The sequence below is a fragment of the Methanocorpusculum bavaricum DSM 4179 genome, assembly GCF_000430905.1.
Classification (GTDB): domain Archaea; phylum Halobacteriota; class Methanomicrobia; order Methanomicrobiales; family Methanocorpusculaceae; genus Methanocorpusculum; species Methanocorpusculum parvum.
Window position 1 is genome coordinate 1 of the sequence record NZ_KE387269.1, and the last position, 24,079, is coordinate 24,079.

A 24,079-nucleotide genomic window follows, 5' to 3' on the forward strand; every position below is an offset into this window, starting at 1 on the left:
CAAATCTTTGATTTGCGACTGCGGGAAGTGGATGCGCCCTTTGCAGATCCTTTCATCCGCACCTGAAAAATACCTGTCAAAAAAAATTATTCGAGAAGTTTGAGTGCCTCTTCAGCACTTTTCCCTTCAACTGTGACCGCATATATCGCATTGCAGAATTTGACCGCATCGTCCAGTGATTTCTGATGGATGTTTCTGCCGGTCGCGTTTCCTGAAGCTCCGCCAGTGTTGATCTGTTCATAGAGTTCCCGGATAAACTTCTCTTCGGTGGTTGCCGACCCTCCGGCACAAACAAGTTTTGTCCGTCCGGCCGCAAGGACCGCCTCTCTGAGAAGTTCAGGCGAGGTTTTTCCATCCTTTTTGGGTGCATTGACCTTGACGAAGTCGCTTCCGAGACATGCGGCCACACCTGCCGCCCCGGCGATAAGATGCGGATCCTTCTCATCTCCGACTGCCTTGCCTCTCGGGTATATCCAGAGAACGGTGACGAGTCCGTAGAAGTGCGCCTCGTTGATAAGCTGAGCGGCCTCTGCCAGCATCTCGGCCTCCTTTTCGCTGCCGAGATAGATCGTGTACCCGATACCTGCGATCTTGAGACCGTGTTCCTGCGCGATCTCAACGACCTGTTCGACGGTCCAAAGCTGGGGTGAGACCGGATCTTTCTGCGAGACGTTCACCAGATGGGACTTGGAGTTCATCTTGACAAGATACGGCACTTCGGGGTAGTCCATCGCATATCTGACAATGAGTCCCAGTTGTGCTGCAAGAACACCGATGTTTGCTTTGGCTGCAATGCGGAAGAGATGTTCCGGATCGGCATCGTCTATTGGGATCCCTGCACCATAGAAATCATCATTCAAATGTTCTATCTTCTGGTCGCCGGCAAAAAGCATCAGGCGGCCTGATCCGGCAGTAATCAGATCGTAATTGGCAATATAGACGTCCCGCATGGATTTTGGGACGTCGAGAGGGACTTTGATATCGGACATGATCGTATTAATCTCTGTTCTTCGACAGAGATTAACTTTATCTTTACCCGAAATCACAAAACAGGGATTTTCAGAAGAGTATTTTCGGCAATCATCATCTTTAATTCGTTCAATGCCGATTGAACAGACGCGCTCAGCTCCCCGCCGAATGCGAGACTCGCCGGCTGGATGCCGATTATCAGTGTTTTGCCTGCGGAATCTGCCAAATAATCGACCAGATGATACAAAGGGAGCATATGGGTGCCGACCGCCGTGTCATGGATCTTTTCCGGCGGGATGATCCGGACAGATCCCGGGGGCAGCCCCATGTCGGCGGCGTCGGCAATGAGAAGAAGGTCGGGTCTGAGTTTTCTGACGAGGCCGGTGAAGTTCTCCGGTGCGGTCCCGCAGTTGAAAGCCGTTACGCCGGGAAAATCGCGCAGCATATCCGCAAGAAAAGGTCCTGCGCCGTCATCAGAATCAAGAGGATTGCCGACCCCGAGAAGAATTACTGTCATACCGGCCTTTCTAAAAACATATCTATCCAAAATCTCAAAAACAGAAGATGCATCGACCGGGACTCGAACCCGAGTTTAGGCGTTGGCAACGCCTAGTGATAACCACTACACTATCGATGCTTGCACTAATTACAAGGACGTATAAACATTAAAAGGATTACTATTTGCAGTCATGGAGAGGGAGGTTTTACTCCTCATCTCCTGACCAGTATTCGCGGTCTTCGGCATCATATGCCTGACCCGGATGTTTGAGATGCCACTCGGTCCTTCGCAGGATTCCGTGGAGCGTGCTGGCTTCCCTGACCGTAAGCTTCGTTCTGCCGAGCACTCTCTTTGCAAGAAGGACCGTCGTCTCACGTTTTTCCACAGGGTGGCGGATCCCTTCCAGGAAGCGTTCGATGTGCGCATACAAGGCATCCATTTCGGTTTTATTCGCAAGAAGATACTCACCGCGCTGGAGGTGGGCAAGTTCATAACAGACGATTCCGATCGCATGGGAGATGTTCAGGATGGGGTACTCGTCACTGGTCGGGATCGTGCAGACGATATCACACCGGGCGATCTCTTCATTGTTCAGCCCCCAGTTCTCCCGGCCGAACAGGATCGCGATCCTGCCGTCGATCCCTTTTATCATCTCGCGGAGTTCGGCGACCGAATAATACGGCATCCTCATCGGGTTGGAAACGGATTTCGAGAGACCTCCGGTTGTCGCGATACACAGGTCGCTTCTGGCAAAGACCTCTTCAAGCGTGATGCGCTCCGCGTTTTCCAAAACATCCTTCGCATGGGACGAACGGGCCGTACACTCCATCGTGAGTTTGGGGGGGTTGACCAGGACCATGTTGTGAAAACCGAAGTTCTTCATCACGCGGGCGGCGAATCCGATATTTCCTTCGTACAGAGGTTCCACTAGGACGATGTCGATCTCGGGCATTATTTGACCGCCTTCACCGTCTCTTTGAGAACTGAAGGTCCTGCTTCGTAAACCGCATTTCCGACAATGATCGTGTCGGCGTACTCCCCCATCTCCGCGGCTTTTTCACCGGAGTTGATACCTCCGCCGTAATAGACCCGGGTCTGTGAAACCGCCTCGGAAACGGCGCGGGTGACCGCAGGGTCGCCGTACATCCCGCTGTACTCGATGTAAAACACCGGCATGGCGTAGTATTTTTCTGCGATGACCGCGTAGGCCGCGACCTCGGCAGGGGAGAGATCACATTTTGCGCGGGTGAGTCTGCCCACCGACGAGTTTGGATTCAGCACGACATAGGCCTCCTGGACCACTTTATCCCACTGGATCTCAGCATGTTGTGCCCATTCCTTGTGAAGGCCGGTGATAAAGGCCGGGTGACCGGCATTGAACACGCTTGGAACAAACACATAGTCGATGCCTGCAAATCTCGCGCAGGAGGGATCGGCCGGCTCGACGGTGAGCGGAAGACCCGCATCCCTGACATTGTCATAGAGCTGCGCCAGGTTTTCCGGCGTAACGTCCAGCGTGCCCGAAAGCATCAAAGCATCCGTTTCGCTTGCTGCGATTTCTGCGATCTCTTCTTTGGTTATGACCTTGTCGGGGTCAAGTTTGGTGATGTGACGCCAGGTTTGCCATCTCATTTTTCAGTCACCTTCTTTGCATATTTCTGCAGATCGGCGATCTGCTTTTCCTCAATGCCGGTAACGGCTTTCAGTGTCTTTACATCCGCCTTGACCAGCAGTTCCGGGCTGTAGACGCCTGCCAAGGCAAGCGGGGTGAGGAGTTCAGGGTCAGCCTTCTTTTTTAACGGGGTGATGCCGGCATCGAAAGCGGCTTTGCTGATCTTTTCCGGACATGGCCGGCAGAGTTTTTCAGCGACCAGCTTCTGATGATTGCAGATCGTCGCGACCGACACGCCGGTCGCAAGCGACAGACCTGCCGGATGGACCGATACAAACTTTTCCGGATCATCGAATCCGGCGTTGACATACTTCTTCAGCGTGATCGCCGGAACGCCGTACTCCTTCATGCGGGTGATATTGATCAGGCTTTTTGCCTCGGCTACAAGAGATGCTGCCTCTGCCTCGCTGAGTTTTGCCTCAAGAAGATCCTGCGGATCAGCACGGGAAAGAGCTTCGACATCGGCAATACCCCTGCTGATCAGGGCGGCACTCACTTTGGAGTGGCCGCGGCCGCGTTTCGGCGTGACATTTTTCGATACGAACTTTTTCAGCTCGGTCCGTTTTTTCAGGAGAGCCAGCACTTCTTCCGCCTCCCGGATAAGCTTTTCCGCTGCGGAAGTCGTGACGCCGAGATTCTTTGCAAGGACAGCAGGTCCCCGTGAGATCAGCTCGGAGACGGTATAAATATGGGCCGCATTGAGCTTTCTGACCCCCTCCTCCGTCATTGCGGGTATAAGGAGAAATGCGTCGGTGTTCGATTTGATGTGGGAGCAGAGCGGACAGCCGATCTTCCATGCGGGAGCTCCTTTTCTGAGAAGCTGGACATGGTTCAGTCCGTGGATCTCGCACACCTCATTCATTTTCACCGCATTTCCCCAGGTCGCGGGCGGCAGTCCTGCATTGAACGTACAGTCCGGATACCCGGAACAGCCGATAAACTGGGAACTGCCGACCCGTTTGATCCTGAGAGGTTTGCCGCAGACAGGGCAGGGTCCGATCGTCTGCTCCTCGCGTGTCCTCTCCATAAGATCCCTGCCGATGGCCGCTTCGTTCTTTTCGAGATCATCAAAGATGCCGGAAAGCATCTTGCGTGACTCGGAAAGCACCTTGTCGATCGTATTTTTTCCGCCGGCGATATCGCCCATATGCTCTTCAAGCGTCTTGGTCATCGTCGGTTCCGTGATCGTTCCGGCGAACTCCTCGAGCGACTCGGTCACGGCGCGGCCGATGATCGTCGGTTTCATCGGATTTCCTTCGATGTATTTCCGGCCGGCGAGTTTGCTGATCACCTCATGGCGGGTACTTTTCGTACCAAGTCCAAGCTCCTCCATTCTTTGGATGAGCCTGCTCTGGGAGTAGCGTGCGGGAGGCTGCGTCTCCTTCTCCTCGGAGTTTTTCGAGAGAAGAGGCAGCGTCTCGCCGACGGTGAACTCGGGAAGGATGTTCTCTTCCGCTTTGCTGTAGGGATAGACACCCCGCCATCCTGGTTCGAGGATCCTGCCTCCGGTTATCGTATACGGCTCGAAACCTGCCTGAAGATTGATCTTCAGCGTTTCCCACTCCGCATCGATACAGATCGTGGCAAAGAATCTTCGGACAATGAACTCATACAGCTTCCAGGATACATCGTCGCCGATCTCCTCGCGGTTTGCATGCGAGGTCGGGTGGATCGGCGGGTGGTCGGTCGTCTCTTTTTTGCCGCGGGTCGGGACACTGCGCAGATGATCTTTGACGTATCCTGCTTCCTTTGCAAATGCGCCGTGCGCAAATATCTCCATATGTTCGGCGATCTTCAGACTCTTCGGGTACACGGTGTTGTCGGTTCTCGGGTATGAGATGAATCCGCGCATGTAGAGATCCTCTGCCCGGTTCATGGCATATGACGCTGAGATGCCCAGTCTGCTCGCTCCGACGATCAGCGCCGTCGTATCAAGGGGGGCAGGCGCACGGTCGATCTTATGACCGGTAATAACGTCGGTGACTTTGACCGGGGCCTTGGTTGCCTCGTATGCGGCCTTCGCCTCGGCAGGATCGGTGAATCTTCCGTGGATATGGCGGGCCTCCACCCCGATGCCGGCCTTCTCCGTTGCGAGGGAAAGCATCCAGTACTTTGTCGGAACGAACGCTTCGATCTCCCGTTCGCGGTCAACGATCATAGCAAGGGTCGGACTCTGCACTCTTCCAACAGATAGGATACTGTCAGCACCGCGGTGGGCGGTTATCGAGAGAAAACGGGTAAGCGAGGCTCCCCAGACGAGGTCGATGATCTGCCGGGATTCGCCGGCCGCCGCCAGGTTGAAATCCAGCGCCGTCGCTTCCTGGATCGATTTGACGATCTCGTCCTTCGTGATCGCTGAGAATCGCGCCCGGTCGATAGGGACTTTGGCATTTACTGCCCGGATGAGTTCATACGCCTCTTTTCCGATGAGTTCTCCTTCGGTATCATAATCGGTCGCGATGGTAACGCGGGTCGCTTTTTTGGCAAACTTCTGCATCGCGCCGACGATCTTCTTCTCAGTCGGTTTTTTTATGATGTCGGCATTGATCAGGGATCTTGGCGGATGTTCGACACTCCGCCAGTTGTTGTACCCTTCCACGAAATCGACCTCGACCACGTGACCGCGAAGACCCATGACCACCGTATCATCGAAGACGTAATGCGCCGCCGCACCGTCCCGTGTGACCTGGACCTTCGCTTTGCCTGCCAGAAATGCTGCTACCCTTTCCGCAACAATATTCTTTTCGGCGATGATGAGGTGCATGCTTACTCTCCGAGGATTTCAGCAATCATCGCATGAATTTCACGGGGATCGGATTTTCCTTTGGTTTCCTTCATGACCTGCCCGACAATAAAGTTCAAAGCGCCTTTTTTCCCGGCCTTGTGGTCGGCTGCCGGCTGGGGATTTTCTGCAAGGATCTTTTCTACGATCCCCCGGAAACTTTCTCCGGACTCGCGGGTAAGACCGAGACGTGCCACGATCCCGGCAGGTGACTCGGGAGCGCCTTCCGTTTGGAGGGAATCGAGCCAGACACGCAGAACTTCGACGCCGGCTTTGTCGGTGATCTTCTGGTCGCGGACGAGGATGATGAGCTCTTTGAACTGGTCGGCGTGGGAGGTGACCTTCGACAGAGGCATATCACGGTAATTGAGTTCGCCGATCAGGATATCGGCGACCCAGGATGCGGCGATCTGTGCTCCGACCGGAGCAACGAGTTCGTAGAACTCTGCAAGATGCAGATCTCCCGTGAGGGTCCGGGCATGGTTTACGGCGACACCGTACTGGGACATGAACCGGTCGCGGCGTGCGTCCGGCAGCTCCGGCAGAGCGATCTTTTCCACCCAGTCGGAAACCCTGATCACGGGCAGATCCGGTTCGGGGAAGTACCGATAATCATTCGCGACCTCTTTTGAACGTGCCGAGGTGGTCGTGCCTTTTCCTTCCTGGAAGTGCCGGGTCTCGCGGGAGATCGTGCCCCCTCTTCTGATCAGATTCTTCTGTCTCGTGATCTCGAAGGTCAGCGCTTTCTCCACGCCTTTGTAGGAGGAGATGTTCTTGATCTCGACGCGTTCATGTCCTTTGATCGAGATGTTCGCATCGACACGGATGCTTCCTTCCTTTTCCGGATCGAAGACATCGAGATACTCAAGCGTCGCCCGCAGTTTGTTTAACAGACGGCGTGCTTCTTTCGGCGAGGAAAGTTCCGGCTCGGTGACCATCTCGATTAAGGGGATACCTGATCTGTTGTAGTCGACGAGGGTGTAGTGCCCGCGTTCCTTGTTCCCCATGTGAACGAGACGGCCAGGGTCCTCTTCGACATGGATCCGCGTTAAGTTGACGACCTTCGGATTTCCGGCGTCGTCTTCGATCTCGATGTAGCCGCCGAGAGCGAGAGGGTTGTCTCCCATCGTGATCTGATATGCTTTGACAAGATCCGGGTAGAAGTAGTTCTTTCTGCAGAACTCGCCTTCTTCAGGGATCCGGCAGTTGAGCGCCTTTGCAACCTTCAGGGCATACTCGATCGCCTTTTTATTCAGGACGGGCATTGCTCCGGGTAGGCCGAGACAGACCGGACAGACATGCGTGTTCGGGGCATCGGCACGGAAATCAGCCGAGCATCCGCAGAATAATTTGGAAGCAGTGTCCAGCTGACAGTGGACCTCTAGGCCGATCACGACGATGAATTCTTCATCCGCCATTTAAACCGCCTCCTCAAAAGCCAGAGCGGCATTCAGAATGGTCTCCTCGCCAAACATCCGGCCCATGAGCTGGAGTCCGACAGGCATTCCGTGTGCGGTTCCGCAGGGAACGGAGATTGCAGGTATGCCGGCGATATTTACCGGGACGGTGAGGATATCTGCAAGATACATCTGCAGGGGATCTGCAGTCAGTTCGCCGATCTTTGGCGCAATGTTGGGCATCGTCGGACCGGCGAGCATGTCGCAGGTCTGAAGAGCCGCCGCGAAGTCCTTTGCGATCAGCTGTTTTGCGTGCTGGGCCTTGACATAGTATTTGCCGTAGTATCCGGCGGAAAGAGCGAAGGTCCCAAGAAGGATCCGGCGTCTCACTTCACCGCCGAAGCCTGCCTCGCGGACTTTGGTGTAGGCATCGTGCCAGGGGAGGTTCATCTCGGGCTCCGGACCGAACCTGACCCCGTCGAACCTGCCGAGGTTCGAACTCGCTTCGCAGGTGCAGGTAACATAGTAAGCCGGAAGTGCATACTTCATCGAAGGAAGCGACACATCCACGATTTTCGCGCCAAGCTCCTCGAGCTTTCCGATCGCTTTACGGACCTGCGCCGCAACGCCTGTGTCGACGCCTTCGCCGAAGTACTCTTTTGGAATGCCGATCACTTTTCCGCTGATCTCGGGTCTGACGTTTCCGTCGTAGGGTTTATTGACCGACGTCGAGTCCTTTGGATCATGGCCGGCGATCACGGAGAAAAGTTTTGCCGCATCCCGGACATTGGCTGCCATCGGGCCGATCTGCTCAAAAGAGTTGGCATAGGCGATCAGACCAAATCTGCTCACTCTGCCGTAAGACGGTTTGAGACCGACGACCCCGCACCATGCGGCCGGACAGCGGACCGAACCGCCGGTGTCGCTTCCAAGAGCCATGGAAACAAGACCGCCGGCGATTGCGGCAGCCGAACCTCCGGAACTTCCGCCGGTCACGCGGCTCACGTCACGCGGGTTGAGGGCAGGGCCAAAAGCACTGTTTTCCGTGGTCGAGCCCATACCGAACTCATCTAGATTAGTTTTTCCGGCGATCACCGCGCCCTCTGCTTTCAGGAGAGTGATGACATGCGCATCATAAGGGGGGATATAGCCTTTGAGTATTTTTGATGCGCAGGTCGTTTCGATGTCTTTGGTGGAGATATTGTCTTTTATTGAAACACGGACCCCTGCCAGGCTTCCCGTTTTGCTTCCGGCGATCTCGTCCATATTGAGATATGCATTATAGATATCGTTCATCTCAGATCACCTTTGGCGCGCGAACATACCCGTCTTCAGGGTTGTGCGAGTTTCTAAGAGCATCGTCCTGAGAGATCGACGGGGTGACTTCATCCTCGCGAAAGACGTTCACAAGAGGACGCATCAGCGGCTCTGATGCTTCAAATGTGTCGAGAATGTCAAAATATTCGAGGATCGCGTTGAACTGCTCGGTGAATCTGCCGAGTTCCGGGGAGGAAATGCCGATGTCTGCCAGTTCGGCAATATGGAGTACGTCGTTTTCTTTTACCATGGGTGAATGTCCTTTTGAGAATTGGTATATTTTTGGTGAGTGCTTAAGGGATTATAAGGGTTGCCACTCAGGCATAGGAAATCAGGGTGATACCCGGGGTTACGCAGCATCACGACCCGGCAAAAATCCAAAAGCGCGTGAGTTGATAGTATTGTGCGGTTTTGCCGGCACAGAAAAAAACAGGTCTGCAGACACAGAATATAGCGGCCGCAAATAATTGGCCGCCATCAGTAATGATTTTCATAACAGGCGGTGCGGAAACATGAAAACAGGGTCTGAAAAAACCCGGGAGAAAAAAATATTGGGGGTTGGATTATATGGTTCTGAAGAACACTGTGGTGTTCATTCCCTTTGCGCCGAAGAACTTCTTGCAGAATGCTGAGGCGACCGAGGGTGCGTATTCTTTGCAGCTGAAGATATCGATATAGGCTGCATTGGTGTCGTTGGCGAAGTGAGCTGAGAGGAGGGAGGTCTCGATGAGCTGGGTCATCGAATACCCGGCGACTCTGTCATTTGGACCGAAGTGGATGATCTGCGGTTCGCCGAAGCGTTTCATGTCGATCAGGTCGGCAAGTTCCAGTACGAACTGGTGGATCTTCTCTGCGTCACGGATCGTTGCCGGGTCACACTCTTTCAGGTCGATAGAGGTGCAAAGACCCCAGCAGTCTTCTTTCTTAAACTCTGCAATGACCTCTGCGTCGGTCAGGTGGTTTGCTGTCATCTGTTTCATAGATAAAGTCCTTCCATCGTGGCGTGTCTGCCTCCCTTTCGGGCTGCATCCCGCCTCAGACAGACTTCTGCCTGGGGCTTCATCTATGAGGTTTAGCACCGTTTCTTCCTCGTTTGGAACACGGCTTATTTACTCCCTACAGCACACGTTGGATAATAATATGTCAGCAGTACAGCATTTAAATCTTTCTCTGAAAAATCTCTGTGCAAAATCGTCTGATTCGTCATCTGCTGACGTATTTTCCTCATTTTCACCATCTGCGGCCTATTTCATCATAAAATCAAAATCAGGCCAATTATAGACCATAGAATCAAAATCGGCATGATTAAACGCGAATAAAAAAAACACGCCGTTTCAGGCGATGCGCCCTCTAAATCAGGGGGAAAAACCGATGGCCGAAGGTCTGGAACAGAAGGTTTTGCCATATGCAAGATCAGGATAAAAAGGTGAGGGGTTTTCGTGAAACCCGCAGGCATCAGGTGATCTTATTCAGCATCTGGAGAACAGTCCGGTGAACGCATGGGGCTTTTTCCTCCGTGACCGTATTACGCAGATTTTCCAGGATCAGAAGAAGCGGTCCTTTGACAGCAGGTTCATACTCGTTCAGATGGGAGAAGACCGAAAGCAGACCGGTCGTCATGTACTCGTTGAGGGGCGCAAGACGCAGGAGGGCACTTTCCAGAAACGCCCGGCCTTCCGCCGTTTCCAGCGAGATCTTTCTGTTCTGCGCAAAACGGAGATATAGTGAACGCGCAAGTCCGGTCTGTTCCGGATCGAAGGCGTCTGACGACTCGATTATTTTCAGATAGCTGACCGTATCAGGTGAGCTGGTTGCGGAAACTGCCGAGATGAAGTTTTCAAATGCGATCGGATTATTCTTTGAACGCTCAAGTTCGGCATTCAGCATATCCATCCGGTCCAAAGCGCTGCCTGAAAGATACAGGGACAACGCGGTCATCCGGTCAGTTGAACAGACAGCGTTTTCATAGCTCTCTTTGAGCATCGCATGGATGTCGGGAGTATCCAGCGTTGCAAGCAGTGAGAGGATCAGGTTTTTCACACTCCTGGTCTTGAAAATCCTGGCAAGTTTCACCAAAGAGACGGCCGTTTCCGGAGGGGTCGAGTATGCGAAAAGAAGTGCCTGGAGTCTTTCTTTGCCGGATCTCGCAACTGCCGACATGAACCTCCGCTTTGCCTGATAGAGTTTTGTGTGTGAGCTGGCAAACTCGGGATCGCTCACCGATTCAAACAGTGTCAAAGGCAGCGCTCCTACGCGTTCCATCTCTGCAGAATCGGAGAGGGCACGGATATACTCATCAACGAGACGGGGTGAGACCTCTCTGTTCTCATCACGGCAGAGCCTGACCATCTCCCGCTCGAAAAGCGTGCAGTGGGTCAAAAATGAGATCACGACATCCGTATCATACTTAAGCTGCATATAGAGTTCGTCATCGGATGCGGCGGTCTCCATCTTCAGATAGGCGGCATGATCCAGATTCCAGACGGCAAATGAAAATGCTCCCGTGCACGGGACCTGGAAGGTCAGCCGCTCGGAATCGATTTTTTTCATGAACTCGGCAACGACCTCGCCTTTGTCATTGATGAGCCGGCCGGTGAACGGAAAGATCCAGGGGTTGCTGCCTGCCGGGATCTTCTGCGAGACAAAGATCTCGGCCGCATCGTTTTCCGGATCATAGCGGGCAGAAGCCGAAACCACCGGGTAGCCGGTCTGTTTGAGCCACCGGTCCGCCATGAAGGAGAAGTCGGTCCTGCCGACATCCTCCATGGCATGCAGCCAGTCGCGTGGAGATGCGTTTTTCCCGGCAAACCGTTTGTGATACAGATCAAGAGCCCAGGCGAACGCTCTTTTTCCAAGCATCGTCTCGATCATCCGGGTAAATTCAGGGGCCTTTACATAGGTCACGGAACTGATGAGATCGTTTGGATCATTGAAACCCGAGGGTTCTATGGGCAAGGCGACCAGACCTGTATCCAGAGAGAAGGTCCCGGTCCCGGGAGTGTACATCTGCAGGATATTTTGGAGTCTGACATACTCTTTTCCAAAAAGGAAGGCGAGATACTCGTCCTCCATCATCACAGTGACCGCTTCGTTGAGCCAGATGGAGAACGGCGTGTCCCCGGTGACGCTCGAACCGTTCAGATTGTGATAGAATTCATGCTGTTTGACCCCTATCAGATACTCAAATGAACTGTCCGTGATCTCCGGGTCCGGCATGATCCGGCTGGCGATGATCGTGGTATTCCCGGTGTTTTCCATGCCGCCGAAGTCGGAGTTCTGCATCGCGATCTCACGATAGACCTCATACGGATACTGATACCCGCAGATCAGATTTTTCATAAGGGAGGTGATCTGCCGGCGGACAGGCTCGATCGCCTCTTCCAGTTCGTCCGGCTCTGCCCCGCGGGAAAGGGCGTCACGGACTTTACAGAGCCGGTATATCTCGTTTCGCAGATCGATCGATTCATACCGCTCCGGCCCGGTGTAGAGATAGGTCCAGAGAATGCAGTCTGCCATGATATCCAGCGCTGTTTTGGCAGAGACGGGATCCGAGCCTTTGGGTCCGAGAAGTTCTAGTCTGACGGTTTTTCCGTCAGGATAGAGGAAGTCACGCGAGAAGGTATCCCAAGTTCCAACACCGAGGAAGAAGAGGTACGGGGGCATGGGTTCGTTGTTCTGATAGGTGATGGTGTCCCGGCGTTCATCATACCTCATCCGTTCGCGGATGACGTTTCCGTTCGAGATAAGGTTGGTGTATCGTGAATCCGCAATGATGGTGGTGGTCCATGTGCATTTGGCCCGCATATCATCGATACAGGGGATGATCCGCTGAAAACCCCACTGCTGGCACTGGGTGATCATGGTCCGGGGGAGACCCGGAGGGGTGACATCGAAGTAGATGCCTTCGAGGATGTGGGAGGTCGGGCGGCAGGTGGTATAGGTCACGATCTTGAATTCGGCTCCTTTGGATAAGGGGCGCTGGAGGGTTATGGTGATGAGATCGTTTTCATAGGTATAGTTTATCGGACGCGTGTTCTGCCTGACGCTTTGAATCTCAAGATTTTTGGCATTGAGAATGAGTTCGCTGAGTTTTTCAGTGCGAACGGTAAAGGTCGTTTCGGCGGAGACACTGACACGTTCTTCAGTTATATCGAATGCGGCGGTGATGTGATCGACACGAACGGGGGGTTCGGGAAATTCTGCCGGATGATATCTGTAGGTATCTGACATATTCTGCTGTTATTTCAGTTGGGCGTGATATCAGATAAAATCCAACGCCAAAACGACTCCGGGTCGTTCCCTGTCATTTTCTGTTATCTGTCCGCACGACATCCGCGAAAATGTACCCCTGCATATAATGTCCGGATGGTCAGCAGTTTGGCCGGCAGAAGATATAAAATACTATCCGGGGTGAATATCTCAAACGAACTCACGAAGTGATTCTATGGACCTGAAAAAACCGATATTTCTGATCATGCTGCTTGTATCACTCGTACTCGCAGCCGGATGTATAACATCCGTACCCGGATCGCCCGCGGGCAATCCCGAGATGACCTTCGCCTCTTCCTTCGAAGGCGGCGACCGGTATATGGCCGGAACCTATCCCGTCATCCTGCTTGAAGGATCCTATCGTGAGATGGGCCGGCAGTATGGCGGGCTTATGAAACCCGAACTTCTCGCCGAGTATGCAATGCTCACCGGCGCCCTCAAAGACCGCGGATACACGATCGATTATCTCCAAAGCTATGCGGCATCCGACACGCAGAATCAGCCCGAGCGGATGAAGGAGATCGCCCGCGGTATGGCCGAGACGACCGGACTCACCGAAGAGGATATCTCTCTGCTCTACTACGGACCGGCCCTCTATCTTTCCATGCCGGCCGGCTGTTCCTATCTCACTGTCTGGGGTGAATACACAACAGACGGCTCGGTCATCGTTTCGCGAAACTGGGATCTGCCCGATTTCGTGGAGCCGTTCAATCGGTATTATGTGCTGGCCGTGTACCGGCCGACGGACGGCAGCAACGGGGTCGCGACCATCGGTCCAGCGGGTTCCAGGCCCGAGACGCTGATGAACAGCGCCGGGCTTTTTATCGCGGATGACAACTCGGGTCTCGTTCCCGTGGGACAGGATGACCGCCCTGATATGATCTCGGAGTTTTTCCGCCTGATGCTCGATTACTCGGATCTTGCCGGTCTGAAGACGGCTGTTTTGACGACCCGTCCGGATGTTGCCTGGATCGTGGATATTGCCGGACCAAATGGAGCATATGTCTTAGAGGCCGGTCTTACCGAGACGAAGGTGCGGACAGGCGAGGGGGTCGTCGCGGCGGCGAACCACTTTGCTGATCCGAGCTGGAACCTGACGACCCCGCCGGAAGAACACTCGCTGACCAGATATACGAATCTGCTGAGCCAGGCGGAAGCTGCGAAGGGGACGATCGATGCCGAAAAGATGATGCGGATCCGCGATGTGCTCTTGGAAGACGGCGGGGCGACCTTCCGTCACTCGATCCTTGAAGGATATCTCTACTCATCGAACCATCAGGCGGTGTTCGTTCCGTCGAACCAGACCCTGTGGATGAAGGTGATCGATCTGGACTGGCAGAAGGTGGAGCTTGCTCCGCTGTTTGCGATGTGAGAGAGATCGCTGATCTCTCATTCTTTTTTTTGAATCGGACGTGTGCGGTGTGATCTCAACCGAAAAAAGCTGACGTGCGTGTAAGATGTATTTTGATTTCGTGTAAGGCATTCGTTTTGACACAAGAGAAAAAAACCAACCGCGAATCGGCGCGGTTGGCTTTATCTCATGTTTCCACACCCAATAAACGCCTTTCCGAATTGGATCTACACCACCACCACTCCTATTGGGATTAGAAAAATATCCGTCCAACCGAAAGTTCCATTTTAGTTTGGACGGGATTTATTCTCCCCCATCTTCTCCGCCACCAGCCCCTTCGCCCGCTCCTCATCCATCGTAAACGACACGACCTCGTCCGTATCTGAAAGATACAGACACACGCCCGGATCCGTCCCGAACAGACGTTTCGCCCACAGGAAATACACCGGCCGTCTACATACTGGACAGACCGGTCGATCACCTCGTTCAGCAGGACCCCTTCAAACGAAAACGCGACCGTCTGATCAGCAAGACGTTGCACCGCGTTCTGAAATAATGGGCGACGCATACTTTGCCGCTCCCAGGTCCTGGGTCTCGGACAGGCATCCCTAGTAGGGAGACCTGGAAAAACATCTGGCATTTCATTCGGTATTTTGACAGATATTGAATTTATCTCTATTTTTTGCGGCAGAGTGGGTGTATAATTAATTCACGCTATGAAGGAACGGGCTCCCCGTAGCTCTCCGATCGAGATAAAACCCTAACTTGCCTTGCATAACATCTTATGCGGGTTTCCTCTTTTTTCATCGCTTTTATATGTCTCTGTTACCTATATTCTGCTAATGATGCCGAGTGATCCGTCGATCCCTACAAGAGGGTATTCATCAGAGGACCGGATACTCCGGGGTGCAGGATATGACTGATGAAAAGAATGTGATTAAGATTTTTCAGGATAGGAAGATACGTTCAGTTTGGAATCCGGAGGAAGAACAGTGGTATTTTTCGATCGTGGACATTATTGCGGTATTAACGGAAAGTGCGAATCCGAATAATTACTGGAAGGTCCTCAAATCCAGGCTTATTAAGGAAGGTAATCAGTCGGTTACAAATTGTAACCAACTGAAAATGGCGTCCCCGAAGGACGGGAAATACTACAAGACAGATGTTTTGAATACCAAGCAGCTTTTCCGTCTTGTCCAGTCAATTCCTTCGCCAAAGGCGGAGCCTTTCAAGGTGTGGCTTGCCGAGGTCGGATATGACAGGGTTTTGGAGATCGAGGATCCGGAACGCGCCCAGGAACGGATGAAGGATCTGTATGAGCAGAAGGGGTATTCGAAAGACTGGATCGATAAACGCCTTCGGGGAATTGCGATCCGTCAGAATCTTACCGATGAGTGGAAGGAAAGAGGGATTTCTTCAGAAAAGGATTTTGCTATCCTGACTGCTGAGATTACCAATGCTGCGTTTGGTATGACGCCTTCTGAGTATAAGGTGTTTAAAGGTCTTGCCAAGAAGAACGAAAATCTCCGTGACCATATGACTGATCTTGAACTGATTTTTACGATGCTTGGCGAGCGGGTGACGACGGAGATCTCGGGGAAGGAAAAACCGTCTGGTCTTCCTGCGAATAAGATCGTTGCCAGACGCGGGGGAAATGTTGCCGGCGTTGCCCGAAGAGAGACAGAGAAGGAACTTGGTCACTCTGTTTCTTCGCCGGAAAATTATCTGAATGAAAAACCAAAGAAGCGGCTGAAGGATATGGATGAGTGATGTGAGGTCCAGAGACTGGTTAGTTGGTGGAAACTGCTGAATGCTCGATCGATCTGATCTTTCTTTTTTGAATAGGAGTTACGCGGTGTGATCTCAACCGAAAAAACTGACGTACTTATGAGATGCACTTCGATTTCGTGTGCGGCATTAGTGCAGACTCAAGAAAAAAACCAACCGCGAACTGCAAAGCAAAGCTTTGCGGTTCGCGCCGATTCAAGCGTGCGAAGCGAGTCGGAGAGTAAATCTCTGATTTGCGGTTCGCGGTTGGTTTTATCTCATGTTTCCACACCCAGCCATACCCTTCCCGGATTGAATTGAGAATAACATCGCGTAAGTCCTATTGAAAAACACCTGTATGAGTAAAGTGCGAAACGTGTGTTTGTCCAATTACTAATTTGACAGATATTAGTAATAGATTAGTAATTGGGAGTTCCTCACTCCACTCCTCTTTCCCCCATCTTCTCCGCCACCAGCCCCTTTGCCCGCTCCTCATCCATCGTAAACGGCACGACCTCATTCTGGTCAGCGAAATATAAACACACGCCCGGATCCGTCCCGAACAGACGTTTCGCCCACAGGAAATACACCGCGAGCTGGCTCTCGTATCTCTCCAGCTCCCTCGCCGAAGGCTTACCTGTCTTGTAATCGATGATCATCCAGCTCCCGTCCGCATACTGAACGAGCCGGTCGATCACGCCGTTCAGCGGCGCTCCCTCGAAGGAATACGCGACCTCCTGCTCGCAGATGCTTTTAACCGCATTCTGCATAACGGGCGACGCAAGAAACGCCGCATACTTCGCCGCAAACTCTTCCGCCGCCGCGGGGTGAAGTCCGTAGCGTTTCACCACTGCCTCGGCCGGCTTTCCCTCAAACACCTCGTGAAGAGCCGTTCCCCGCAGCATCGCCGCCTCTTCCGCAGCTGACGGGGCACGGTTTTTCACGGCCGCGGTCAGGCTTTGGAGAGCCCCCTCCTCTTTTGCCGGCAGAGGAGTATCCGTCCAGCCGTCAGGGACCTTAGGCCGGATCCGGGAAAGTTCACCCGGCTCCGTGATCACCTCGGTGATCAGCTCCGGAAGATACGGATATCCGCCTATTCCCGCGTCATACATCGAAAGGAACGAGTTCGCCCCCGGTCCTTCTTTTCCATTCGTTCCCGAGATCACCAGATGATCGCGTGCCCGTGTCATCGCAACGTAAAACAGCCGTTTCCGCTCCGCAAGCAGCTTTTCCCTCTCTTTTGGAGCAAGACACACCTTCACAAACGTTTCCCCGGTTTTCTCTCCCGCAAGCTTCAGCGAGATTCCGGCACCCAGCTTCGCATCGAACATAAGCTCCGGGACCCTCAGCTTATTCTCATTCCCGGCAAAACAGAGAGCAAGAACCGGATACTCCAGCCCTTTTGCGGAATGCACCGTCAGGATCTTCACGCGGTCGTCCTCCCCGCCTGCGATCGTTCCCTCCCGCTCATCGAACTCCTCCTCCATGCAGGTGTCCAGGATCCCGAGATACTCATACACCGAAAACGGCCGGTTCATCGAACGCGAACGGGCGATTCCGACCAGCTTCTCCAGATTGGCGGCCGCTTCCCGCCCGAACGGGAGCCCTCCGTAGACCGCCGCGATCCCCGACTCCGCGATCAGCCGGGAAAGGAAGGGAACCAACGGTTCGCCCCCGATCTCCGCATGCCAGCGGGCGAAATCTCCGACCGCTTTCCCGATCTTCGAGTCGGGATGTTCGGCCGCATATTTCCGCAGCCGCCAAATCAGCGGCCCCCCGCTGTTTGATGCGGCCCGGCATAGTTCCGCGTCCGAGATCCCGAAGTAGGGAGATCTCAGCACGCCGTAGAGCGGGATGTCCTCTTCGGGATACACGATCGCTTTTAAGAGGTTCGTGAAGTCGAACACCTCCTGCTTTTCGTAGAAACTGAATCCCTTCTCCTCGGCATAGGGGACCCCGTAGCTCTCCAGAGCGTGCCGGAGTTTGTCCATATGGGTCCGTGCCTCGATGAGGACCGCGATGTCGCCGAAGCGTGCGGCCCGGCAGGTTCCGTCTTTATCGTAAACGCTCAGTTTTTTGCGGGACACCGTGTCGAAAATCCAGGACGCGAGGGTTCGGGCCTCACGCCGCATCGACTCGGCCTTGGTCTCGCCTGCCGGAAGTCGGATCAGGGTCACCGTTCCCGAGTGGCCGACCCGATGGGGGGTGAGTTCGCCGTATCCGGCCTCCCAGATCTCTTTTGGGTCCGCAAACACTGACGAAAATACGTGGTTCACCAGCCGGATGATCTCGGGCACGGTCCGAAAACTCGTGTCGAGTTCCACGGGGTCGTTTGCAAAAACGGTCTGGAAGGCGTTGAACCCGGAGACGTCCGCTCCTCTGAAAAGGTAGATCGACTGCTTCGCGTCCCCGACGATGAACAGCCGGTTGTTCTCCTTCGGGTCGCCGCAGAGGATCTTGATGATCTCTGTTTGTGCCGGGTCGTTATCCTGGACCTCGTCGATGAGGATGTATCGGTATCTGGCGTTGAGTGTTTTCTGGACGGCGTCGTTTCCGATCAGATCCCGGGTCTTTTTGATCAGGTCGTCGAAGTCGAGGACGCCCCTCTGCTGTTTTTCGCGGACCGTTCTTTCATACACCGCGGAGGCGACCCGTCCGAGGGCCGCGAGGATCTCGAGCGTGAGCCGCGTTCTCGGATCGGATTTGGTTGGGCGATCCGGGAACTCTTTGAACACCTCGCGTTTTTCCTTGAACCGTTCAAGGCTTCCCTCAGGAAGAGGGGCTTTGTAGGGGTTCGTATTGATGCCTGTGAGGAGTTTTCCGGCGGCATACATCTCGGCCGGCTCGTTTGCATCGCAAAATGCCGCAAAGGCCGCCGGTCCCGCTTGGAAAAGCTCGCCTTTTCGTTCGGGAGCGAGGGCCCGCAGTTCGTTCATCAGGGCGTTTACGAGCCCGTCGCCGGCAAGATCGTTTCGATACGCCGTGATCTCTTCGTCCCAGGCGTTTTGCCAGACCGCGATCACGGCCGATGGGTCCTGTTCCAGAACGGCAAACCAGTCGTTGGCCCCTTCGATCCGCATCAGGCTCTGGAGATATCCCGCGATCGTCGCCTCCCGCAGATGATCGAAGAGGGTGACCACATCATCGAAAAGGGCGGCCGGCGGATGTTCCAGCATCTCGCGGATCGTGCCGGTCACGAGTTCGTGGGTGTCGAGCTCGTCCATCACGGAAAATCCCGCGTCGAGTCCTGCCTCGTAGGCGAACTCTTTCAATAGCGAGAGGCAGAACCCGTGGAACGTGCTGATACTGCACCGCGAAAAACTCTCCCAGACCTCTTCGAGCGCCGGATCATCTTTTGCGGCTTTTTTGAGTTCCCGGCCGATCTTCGTCCGCATCTCGGCAGCCGCCTTGTCGGTGTAGGTGAGGGCGAGGATGTCGCTTGCCCCGGTATGCATCGTCTCCTGCCGGTAGGTGAGCGAGGCAAGATACCGCTTGGTCAAAAGGAACGTCTTTCCGGTCCCGGCGCCGGCGGTCACGCAGACGCTTTCTTCCATAAAGAGCGCCCGTCTCTGGGCCTCGGTCAGTTCGGCGGTCATGCCTCCTCCTCCCGGAATGGAACGAACCGGCAGATCCGTTTGTACGGGCAGTAGTCGTCCGGGCACGTTTCGCCGGACACGCCGCCGCATTTTCCTGCCTTCATCATCTCCCGCGTCTCCCGGCAGAATGCGAACGCCGCGTCGCCGACCTCTTCGACGCTTTTCTGCTGTTTTCCTCTAACAAGGTAGGGATTTTTGTCCTTCACTTCGTCCGGGGCGATCTTAAGATAGGTCCCGGGCAGCGGGCTGTAGTTCGTCATCTGCCGCACGGCCTCGGTGTAGAGAGGGATCTGGAGTGCGGATCCTTCCTCGAGCTCCTTCCAGGTTTTTACGTTCCCGGTCTTGTAGTCGACGACCGCGAATGCCCGGGTCTGTTCGTTGAACATCACCCGGTCGACCCATCCGGAGACCGTGAACGGATCTCCGCCCGGGATCTCTGCCGTGACCTTCTGTTCCAGCCACTCGGGCAGGGTGCGAAATCCTGCGGCGTAGAATCCGGTCTCGAGTTGGATGATCAAATCACAGCTGCTCTCAAGCCCGCCGTTTCCAAGATATCCGTTCAGCATCGACTGCCAGGAAGGCGTTTCGATGTGCCGGTTTTTGAACTCCTCCGTCACGAGTTTTTTCAGGAACTCCGCGGCGTCTGATTCGTTTTCCTCGGTCAGGGGGGACGTGTATTCCCGGAAAAACCGCTCCATTGCTTTGTGCATGACGGTGCCTACAATGATCCTCTCCGCACTGAAATCCGCGGGGTTTTCGAGGCGGAGGTGGTCGGTGAGATACCATTTGAACGGGCATTCCCGGTAGCGTTCGAGCACGGTCGGGGCGAACTCGGTCTTTTCCGTGTAGGCCGCGGCGAATGCTTCGGCGATTTCGTCGCCGGCAAACTCCGCATCGTAGATGCCGGGCGTTCCGGTCCGGTCCACGGTTTCGATCCCGATGATCTCTGCCGCGGTCTCGAGGGATGGGATGCCGAAGAGACCTTCGCATTCGTTTTCCCTGCCGGCGGCGAGCAGTTCTCCGGCCTTCGTCTGGTTCGCGGTCATCGAATGGGCCAGAAATCCCGGGCTCTTTTCCTCCGGCTCGGCGAGGCGGGTGAGATACGGGGACGGGGTCAGGCTTTTCTCGCCGTCGTGGCCGGCGCAGGAGAGGATGAGCTGTTTTTCGGCGGCAAGCCCGGCGGCGTGGAAGTAGTATCGGCTTGCATCCAGCAGATTCTGGACTCGGTCCGGCTGTATGCGGGCGGTCTCCTGAGCGTTCAGGAGAGGGATGGCCGCCTCGATCCTCGGGATCCGGTTGGCGGAGAGGCCGGTGATAAAAACGTAGGGCCGCTTCGTGCCGGCGACGGAGCGCAGATCGCCCGCAAAGAAGGCGTTCTTTGATTCTGGGTAGCTGATCTTGGTGGTTTTCTCACAGAACCGGGAAAGCATCGCGTAGAATTCGCGAATGGTGTAGGAAACTTCGGCAAGCGAGGTGAGGGCGAGTTTGTCGAGCAGGCGGAGGAAGGCGTGGCGGGCCGCTTCGTCCTGCGGCTTCATCTGGATCTTCGTCCACCCAAGAGCGGAGAGGTCGGCTTTCAGGGCCCGGCAGTGTCCGGCAAGGGTGCCTGCGTGTTCGAGGTTTGCGTCGAGCCGGTCAAGGAGCCGGTCGAGGCTCGCCTGGAATGCGGCGTCGTGTTCGCCGATCTCTTTTTTCCGGGCAGCGGCGAGCCGTTCGGCGACGGTCCGCCAGGCGGCCCTGCCTTTTTCGGTTTTGGTGATGATGCCGGCTTTTTCGAGTCTTCCGGCGGTGAGCCAGTCCTTCTTGAGGGCAAAGTAGGGGCTTTCGATGATGATTTTCAGGTCGTCGATTCTGCAGTCGAAGGCGAATGCGGCGAGCCAGGCGAGGGCACAGCGAACAGGCGGGAGGTTTTCGATCGGGATGTCTTCGCCGGCAAAGAATCCGAGGGGGCGGCGTGTTCCGCCTATAAGGACGCTGAAGTCGGGGACGAGTTCGTCGAGGAGAGGCAGAGCGGACGGGAGGGAGGGCGTAAGGAGGGCGATGTCTTTTGGCGGGACGCCTGATTCGATGAGTGCGGCGATGGATTCGAGAGCGGAGCGGAGTTCGGTGCGGGTGTCGGTGTATTGAAAGACGCCTCTGCAGGTTTCCGGGAGGCCGGGGATTTCAGTAACCGGCGGCCGGGTTATGATGGTGCCGGGAAGTGCAAGGAGGAGGTCGACGGCGAGGGGGGTTGGTTTGTATAATGCGTAGCAGAGGACGGTGCCGATTTCCATTTCGCTGGCGATTTCAGCGGCCTTTTCTATTGCGAGGATGGAGTCGCAGCAGTCGTTTTCGCGGCAGAACTCTTCATAGCGGGAAAATATTTCCCGGAAGTCGTTGAATTTATCTTCACCCTCCGGGAGGACGAGTTTGTTTGTTTTGAGGGTGATAAAAAGGTTGACGAGGTTTTCTGTCTGGGTGTCGGTGATGCGTTTTTTCCCGAACACGTCTGACCCGATCCGGGCGAAGAGGAGGTGCTGTTCTTCAGGGTCGATGATCCGCGTGGCTGGGGAGAGGGTTGCAAGGATGCTTTTTGCAAGGCCTTTGACGGTTGTGATATGGTCTTTGAGGATGGCTCCTTCTTCGCGGAGTTTTTGTATAGCGGTGTTTGCAAGAGAGGTGTTTTCGAAGAGGATCCAGGTATGGAGGGGGTCGGTTTTCGCGAGGGATGTGTATTCGGAGAGGATGGCGGAGAAGGTGTCCATATGTGATTCCATTGGGTGTGGAAAATATTTAAGATGCGGGGTGAGCCGTCAAGCGAGGGTCGTAGACCCGAAGCGGAGAGCAAATCTCTGATTTGCGAACAAGTGAGCGAAGCGAAGCGGAGGCGGGTTGGCGACGAAGTCGACGACCTCAGCCGAGGCGGGGACCTTTAGGTCCCTCAGCTGAGCAAGTCGATAGACTTGCGACCAAATCTTTGATTTGCGAGGCCGTTCGGGCAAATCCTGTCGCCGCCCCGGCGGCTCCCATTATTGATTTGCCTCTTGATCTTATGTCATGATTATATGTTGTGATTGTCAGTAAAATGGATATTATTCAGATTAAGAACTGCTCAATGAATCTCTCCCTCACGGGAGGCGCAGGGACGCCGACAGGATTTGCCCGAACGGTCTCGCAAATCTAACGATTTGCTCCGCTAAGGTCGTCGACTTGTTCACAAACCTTAGGTTTGCTCTCCGACTCGGGTCTACAGCCCTCGCTTGGTCGCCAACCCGCTCCCGATGAGGGATGACCCCCCCTTTTTTTCTAAAGAACATTCTTATACCAGTTTGTTCCATCATTCATCATGAACAAAATGATTCTGATGGGTATCGGAGCATGTCTGGTCATCTCCTGCATGTTTTCTGCCGGGTGTATTTCCCCGGATGTCCCCGTACAAATCGATGATCCGGTTTTGACCTTAACGGTAGAAAAAGAAGGAATGATGGTTCCGGTAAATGCCTTAATGACCTTTATTCTTCCGGCAAATCCCACGACCGGCTACAGCTGGACGGTTATGGAAAGTGACGGACTGATCGTCAAAGAAGAGTATAAGGCGACACCGGTCCCCGAAGGCTGGACCGGCGGAGGAGGCTGCCAGTATTATACACTGACTGCAGAAAAAGCAGGAACCTATACATTCAAAGCAGGATATGAACGGCCCTGGGAAACTGATACGGCCCCGATCTGGACTGTCACCCAGACGTTAGTGTTTTCCGAGGCGGAAAACGATGACTTTGCCGGTGAAAACATGCTGACCGTACTGTTTAACGGCGTGGTGAACCCGAAAGCCGGAGAAGTCGTAAAGATCTGCACTGCAGGAAACCCGACGACCGGATATTACTGGCAGGCGTCACCTAAGAACGAACTGACCGTTCTCAAGGACGAATACATCGCCGACACAACCGCGGGTCTTGTCGGCGCCGGCGGAACATATGTGTGGTATGTTACTGCAAAAAAAGCAGGGACCTATCAGTTTGAAGCAGCATGTCAGCGGTCAGGACAGGATCCGGTCAATCTCTTCTTCTTTGGTCTGACGTTCGTTTGACCGGAGAGAAAATAAAAAAATAGGGGCCAACTTTTCCCCCTTTTTTCAGGAGGAAAACGGTTGAGATCTTTTTTTATTCTTTCAGTGTGATCTCGAGTCCGCCGAAGAGTTTGACGGTTTTGTTGTATGCAGCCGCCGAAATCGCGCCGGCAACTGAGCCGATGATGAATCCGGCGATCGCGTACACAATAAAGTAGACTAAAATCTCAAGAACGCCAAGGCCAAGACCAAGGGTGAATCCTATGTCGAACTGAAGATCAAACATCAACAGGATTCCTTTGATCAGTCCAAGGATCGCTGTAAGGACGCACAGAACTCCTCCCGAAACAAATGCTGCGGAAGATACACCAATATGCTCAATTTTCATGGTTTATACCTATAGTAAGAATTTACA

General features: G+C 54.3%; 17 protein-coding genes and 1 tRNA gene. 3 read left to right on the forward strand and 15 right to left on the reverse strand.

What is annotated here, in order from left to right; all coding sequences use genetic code 11:
* Window positions 1-86: 86 nt before the first annotated feature.
* The 11 genes from H575_RS07370 to H575_RS07420 form a co-directional block, all read right to left on the reverse strand.
* Window positions 87-989 (reverse strand): beta/alpha barrel domain-containing protein, encoded by a 903-nt coding sequence (locus tag H575_RS07370; RefSeq protein ID WP_042700225.1) that lies wholly within the window; start codon window positions 987-989, stop codon window positions 87-89.
* Between the two features lie 53 nt (window positions 990-1,042).
* Window positions 1,043-1,486: a hydrogenase maturation peptidase HycI gene (gene hycI / locus H575_RS07375; protein WP_042700426.1), complete on the reverse strand. Its 444-nt coding sequence runs from the start codon at window positions 1,484-1,486 to the stop codon at window positions 1,043-1,045.
* Window positions 1,487-1,534: 48 nt separating this feature from the next.
* Window positions 1,535-1,606 (reverse strand) — tRNA-Gly (locus H575_RS07380).
* A 67-nt stretch (window positions 1,607-1,673) separates the two neighbouring features.
* On the reverse strand, window positions 1,674-2,420 hold the full coding sequence (locus H575_RS07385; RefSeq protein ID WP_042700227.1) for an RNA methyltransferase: 747 nt from the start codon (window positions 2,418-2,420) through the stop codon (window positions 1,674-1,676).
* Window positions 2,420-3,100 (reverse strand): phosphoglycerol geranylgeranyltransferase, encoded by a 681-nt coding sequence (locus H575_RS07390; RefSeq protein ID WP_042700231.1) that lies wholly within the window; start codon window positions 3,098-3,100, stop codon window positions 2,420-2,422. Before H575_RS07390 ends, H575_RS07385 begins: the two co-directional genes overlap by 1 nt.
* Complete coding sequence (locus H575_RS07395) at window positions 3,097-5,904, reverse strand: DNA topoisomerase I (RefSeq protein WP_042700233.1); 2,808 nt, start codon at window positions 5,902-5,904, stop codon at window positions 3,097-3,099. The genes H575_RS07390 and H575_RS07395 overlap by 4 nt, the downstream gene beginning before the upstream one ends.
* A gap of 2 nt (window positions 5,905-5,906) precedes the next feature.
* A complete protein-coding gene (gatB, locus tag H575_RS07400) occupies window positions 5,907-7,340 on the reverse strand; it encodes an Asp-tRNA(Asn)/Glu-tRNA(Gln) amidotransferase subunit GatB (protein WP_042700237.1) in 1,434 nt (477 codons plus the stop codon).
* Entirely contained in the window at window positions 7,341-8,615 is a 1,275-nt protein-coding gene (gatA, locus tag H575_RS07405; protein ID WP_042700240.1) for an Asp-tRNA(Asn)/Glu-tRNA(Gln) amidotransferase subunit GatA, read from the reverse strand.
* 1 nt (window position 8,616) lies between these two features.
* Entirely contained in the window at window positions 8,617-8,886 is a 270-nt protein-coding gene (gatC, locus tag H575_RS07410) for an Asp-tRNA(Asn)/Glu-tRNA(Gln) amidotransferase subunit GatC (protein ID WP_042700242.1), read from the reverse strand.
* A 313-nt stretch (window positions 8,887-9,199) separates the two neighbouring features.
* Window positions 9,200-9,616 (reverse strand): S-adenosylmethionine decarboxylase, encoded by a 417-nt coding sequence (speD, locus tag H575_RS07415; protein WP_042700243.1) that lies wholly within the window; start codon window positions 9,614-9,616, stop codon window positions 9,200-9,202.
* A 475-nt stretch (window positions 9,617-10,091) separates the two neighbouring features.
* Window positions 10,092-12,866 (reverse strand): M1 family metallopeptidase, encoded by a 2,775-nt coding sequence (locus H575_RS07420; protein WP_052320017.1) that lies wholly within the window; start codon window positions 12,864-12,866, stop codon window positions 10,092-10,094.
* 214 nt (window positions 12,867-13,080) lie between these two features.
* Between H575_RS07420 and H575_RS07425 the strand changes: the two genes are divergently transcribed.
* Window positions 13,081-14,277 carry a C45 family autoproteolytic acyltransferase/hydolase gene (locus H575_RS07425; RefSeq protein ID WP_245554506.1) on the forward strand — a complete coding sequence of 399 codons (1,197 nt, stop codon included), beginning with the start codon at window positions 13,081-13,083 and terminating at the stop codon, window positions 14,275-14,277.
* 266 nt (window positions 14,278-14,543) lie between these two features.
* Here the strand turns inward: H575_RS07425 and H575_RS09320 are convergent, their stop codons facing one another.
* The gene (locus H575_RS09320; protein WP_155897867.1) at window positions 14,544-14,702 is read right to left on the reverse strand and encodes a hypothetical protein; all 159 of its coding nucleotides are present in this window, start codon (window positions 14,700-14,702) and stop codon (window positions 14,544-14,546) included.
* Between the two features lie 469 nt (window positions 14,703-15,171).
* On the opposite strand from H575_RS09320, the gene H575_RS07430 reads away from it, so the two are divergent.
* Window positions 15,172-16,026 (forward strand): BRO-N domain-containing protein, encoded by an 855-nt coding sequence (locus H575_RS07430; protein WP_042700247.1) that lies wholly within the window; start codon window positions 15,172-15,174, stop codon window positions 16,024-16,026.
* A 434-nt stretch (window positions 16,027-16,460) separates the two neighbouring features.
* Here the strand turns inward: H575_RS07430 and H575_RS07435 are convergent, their stop codons facing one another.
* Entirely contained in the window at window positions 16,461-19,709 is a 3,249-nt protein-coding gene (locus H575_RS07435; protein WP_081406705.1) for a UvrD-helicase domain-containing protein, read from the reverse strand.
* On the reverse strand, window positions 19,616-22,363 hold the full coding sequence (locus tag H575_RS07440; RefSeq protein WP_052320018.1) for a PD-(D/E)XK nuclease family protein: 2,748 nt from the start codon (window positions 22,361-22,363) through the stop codon (window positions 19,616-19,618). The genes H575_RS07435 and H575_RS07440 overlap by 94 nt, the downstream gene beginning before the upstream one ends.
* A 581-nt stretch (window positions 22,364-22,944) precedes the next feature.
* On the opposite strand from H575_RS07440, the gene H575_RS07455 reads away from it, so the two are divergent.
* A complete protein-coding gene (locus tag H575_RS07455) occupies window positions 22,945-23,685 on the forward strand; it encodes a protease inhibitor I42 family protein (protein WP_042700260.1) in 741 nt (246 codons plus the stop codon).
* A 73-nt stretch (window positions 23,686-23,758) separates the two neighbouring features.
* Here H575_RS07455 and H575_RS07460 read toward each other — a convergent pair whose 3' ends face one another.
* Complete coding sequence (locus H575_RS07460) at window positions 23,759-24,052, reverse strand: DUF3566 domain-containing protein (protein ID WP_042700263.1); 294 nt, start codon at window positions 24,050-24,052, stop codon at window positions 23,759-23,761.
* Window positions 24,053-24,079: the final 27 nt, after the last annotated feature.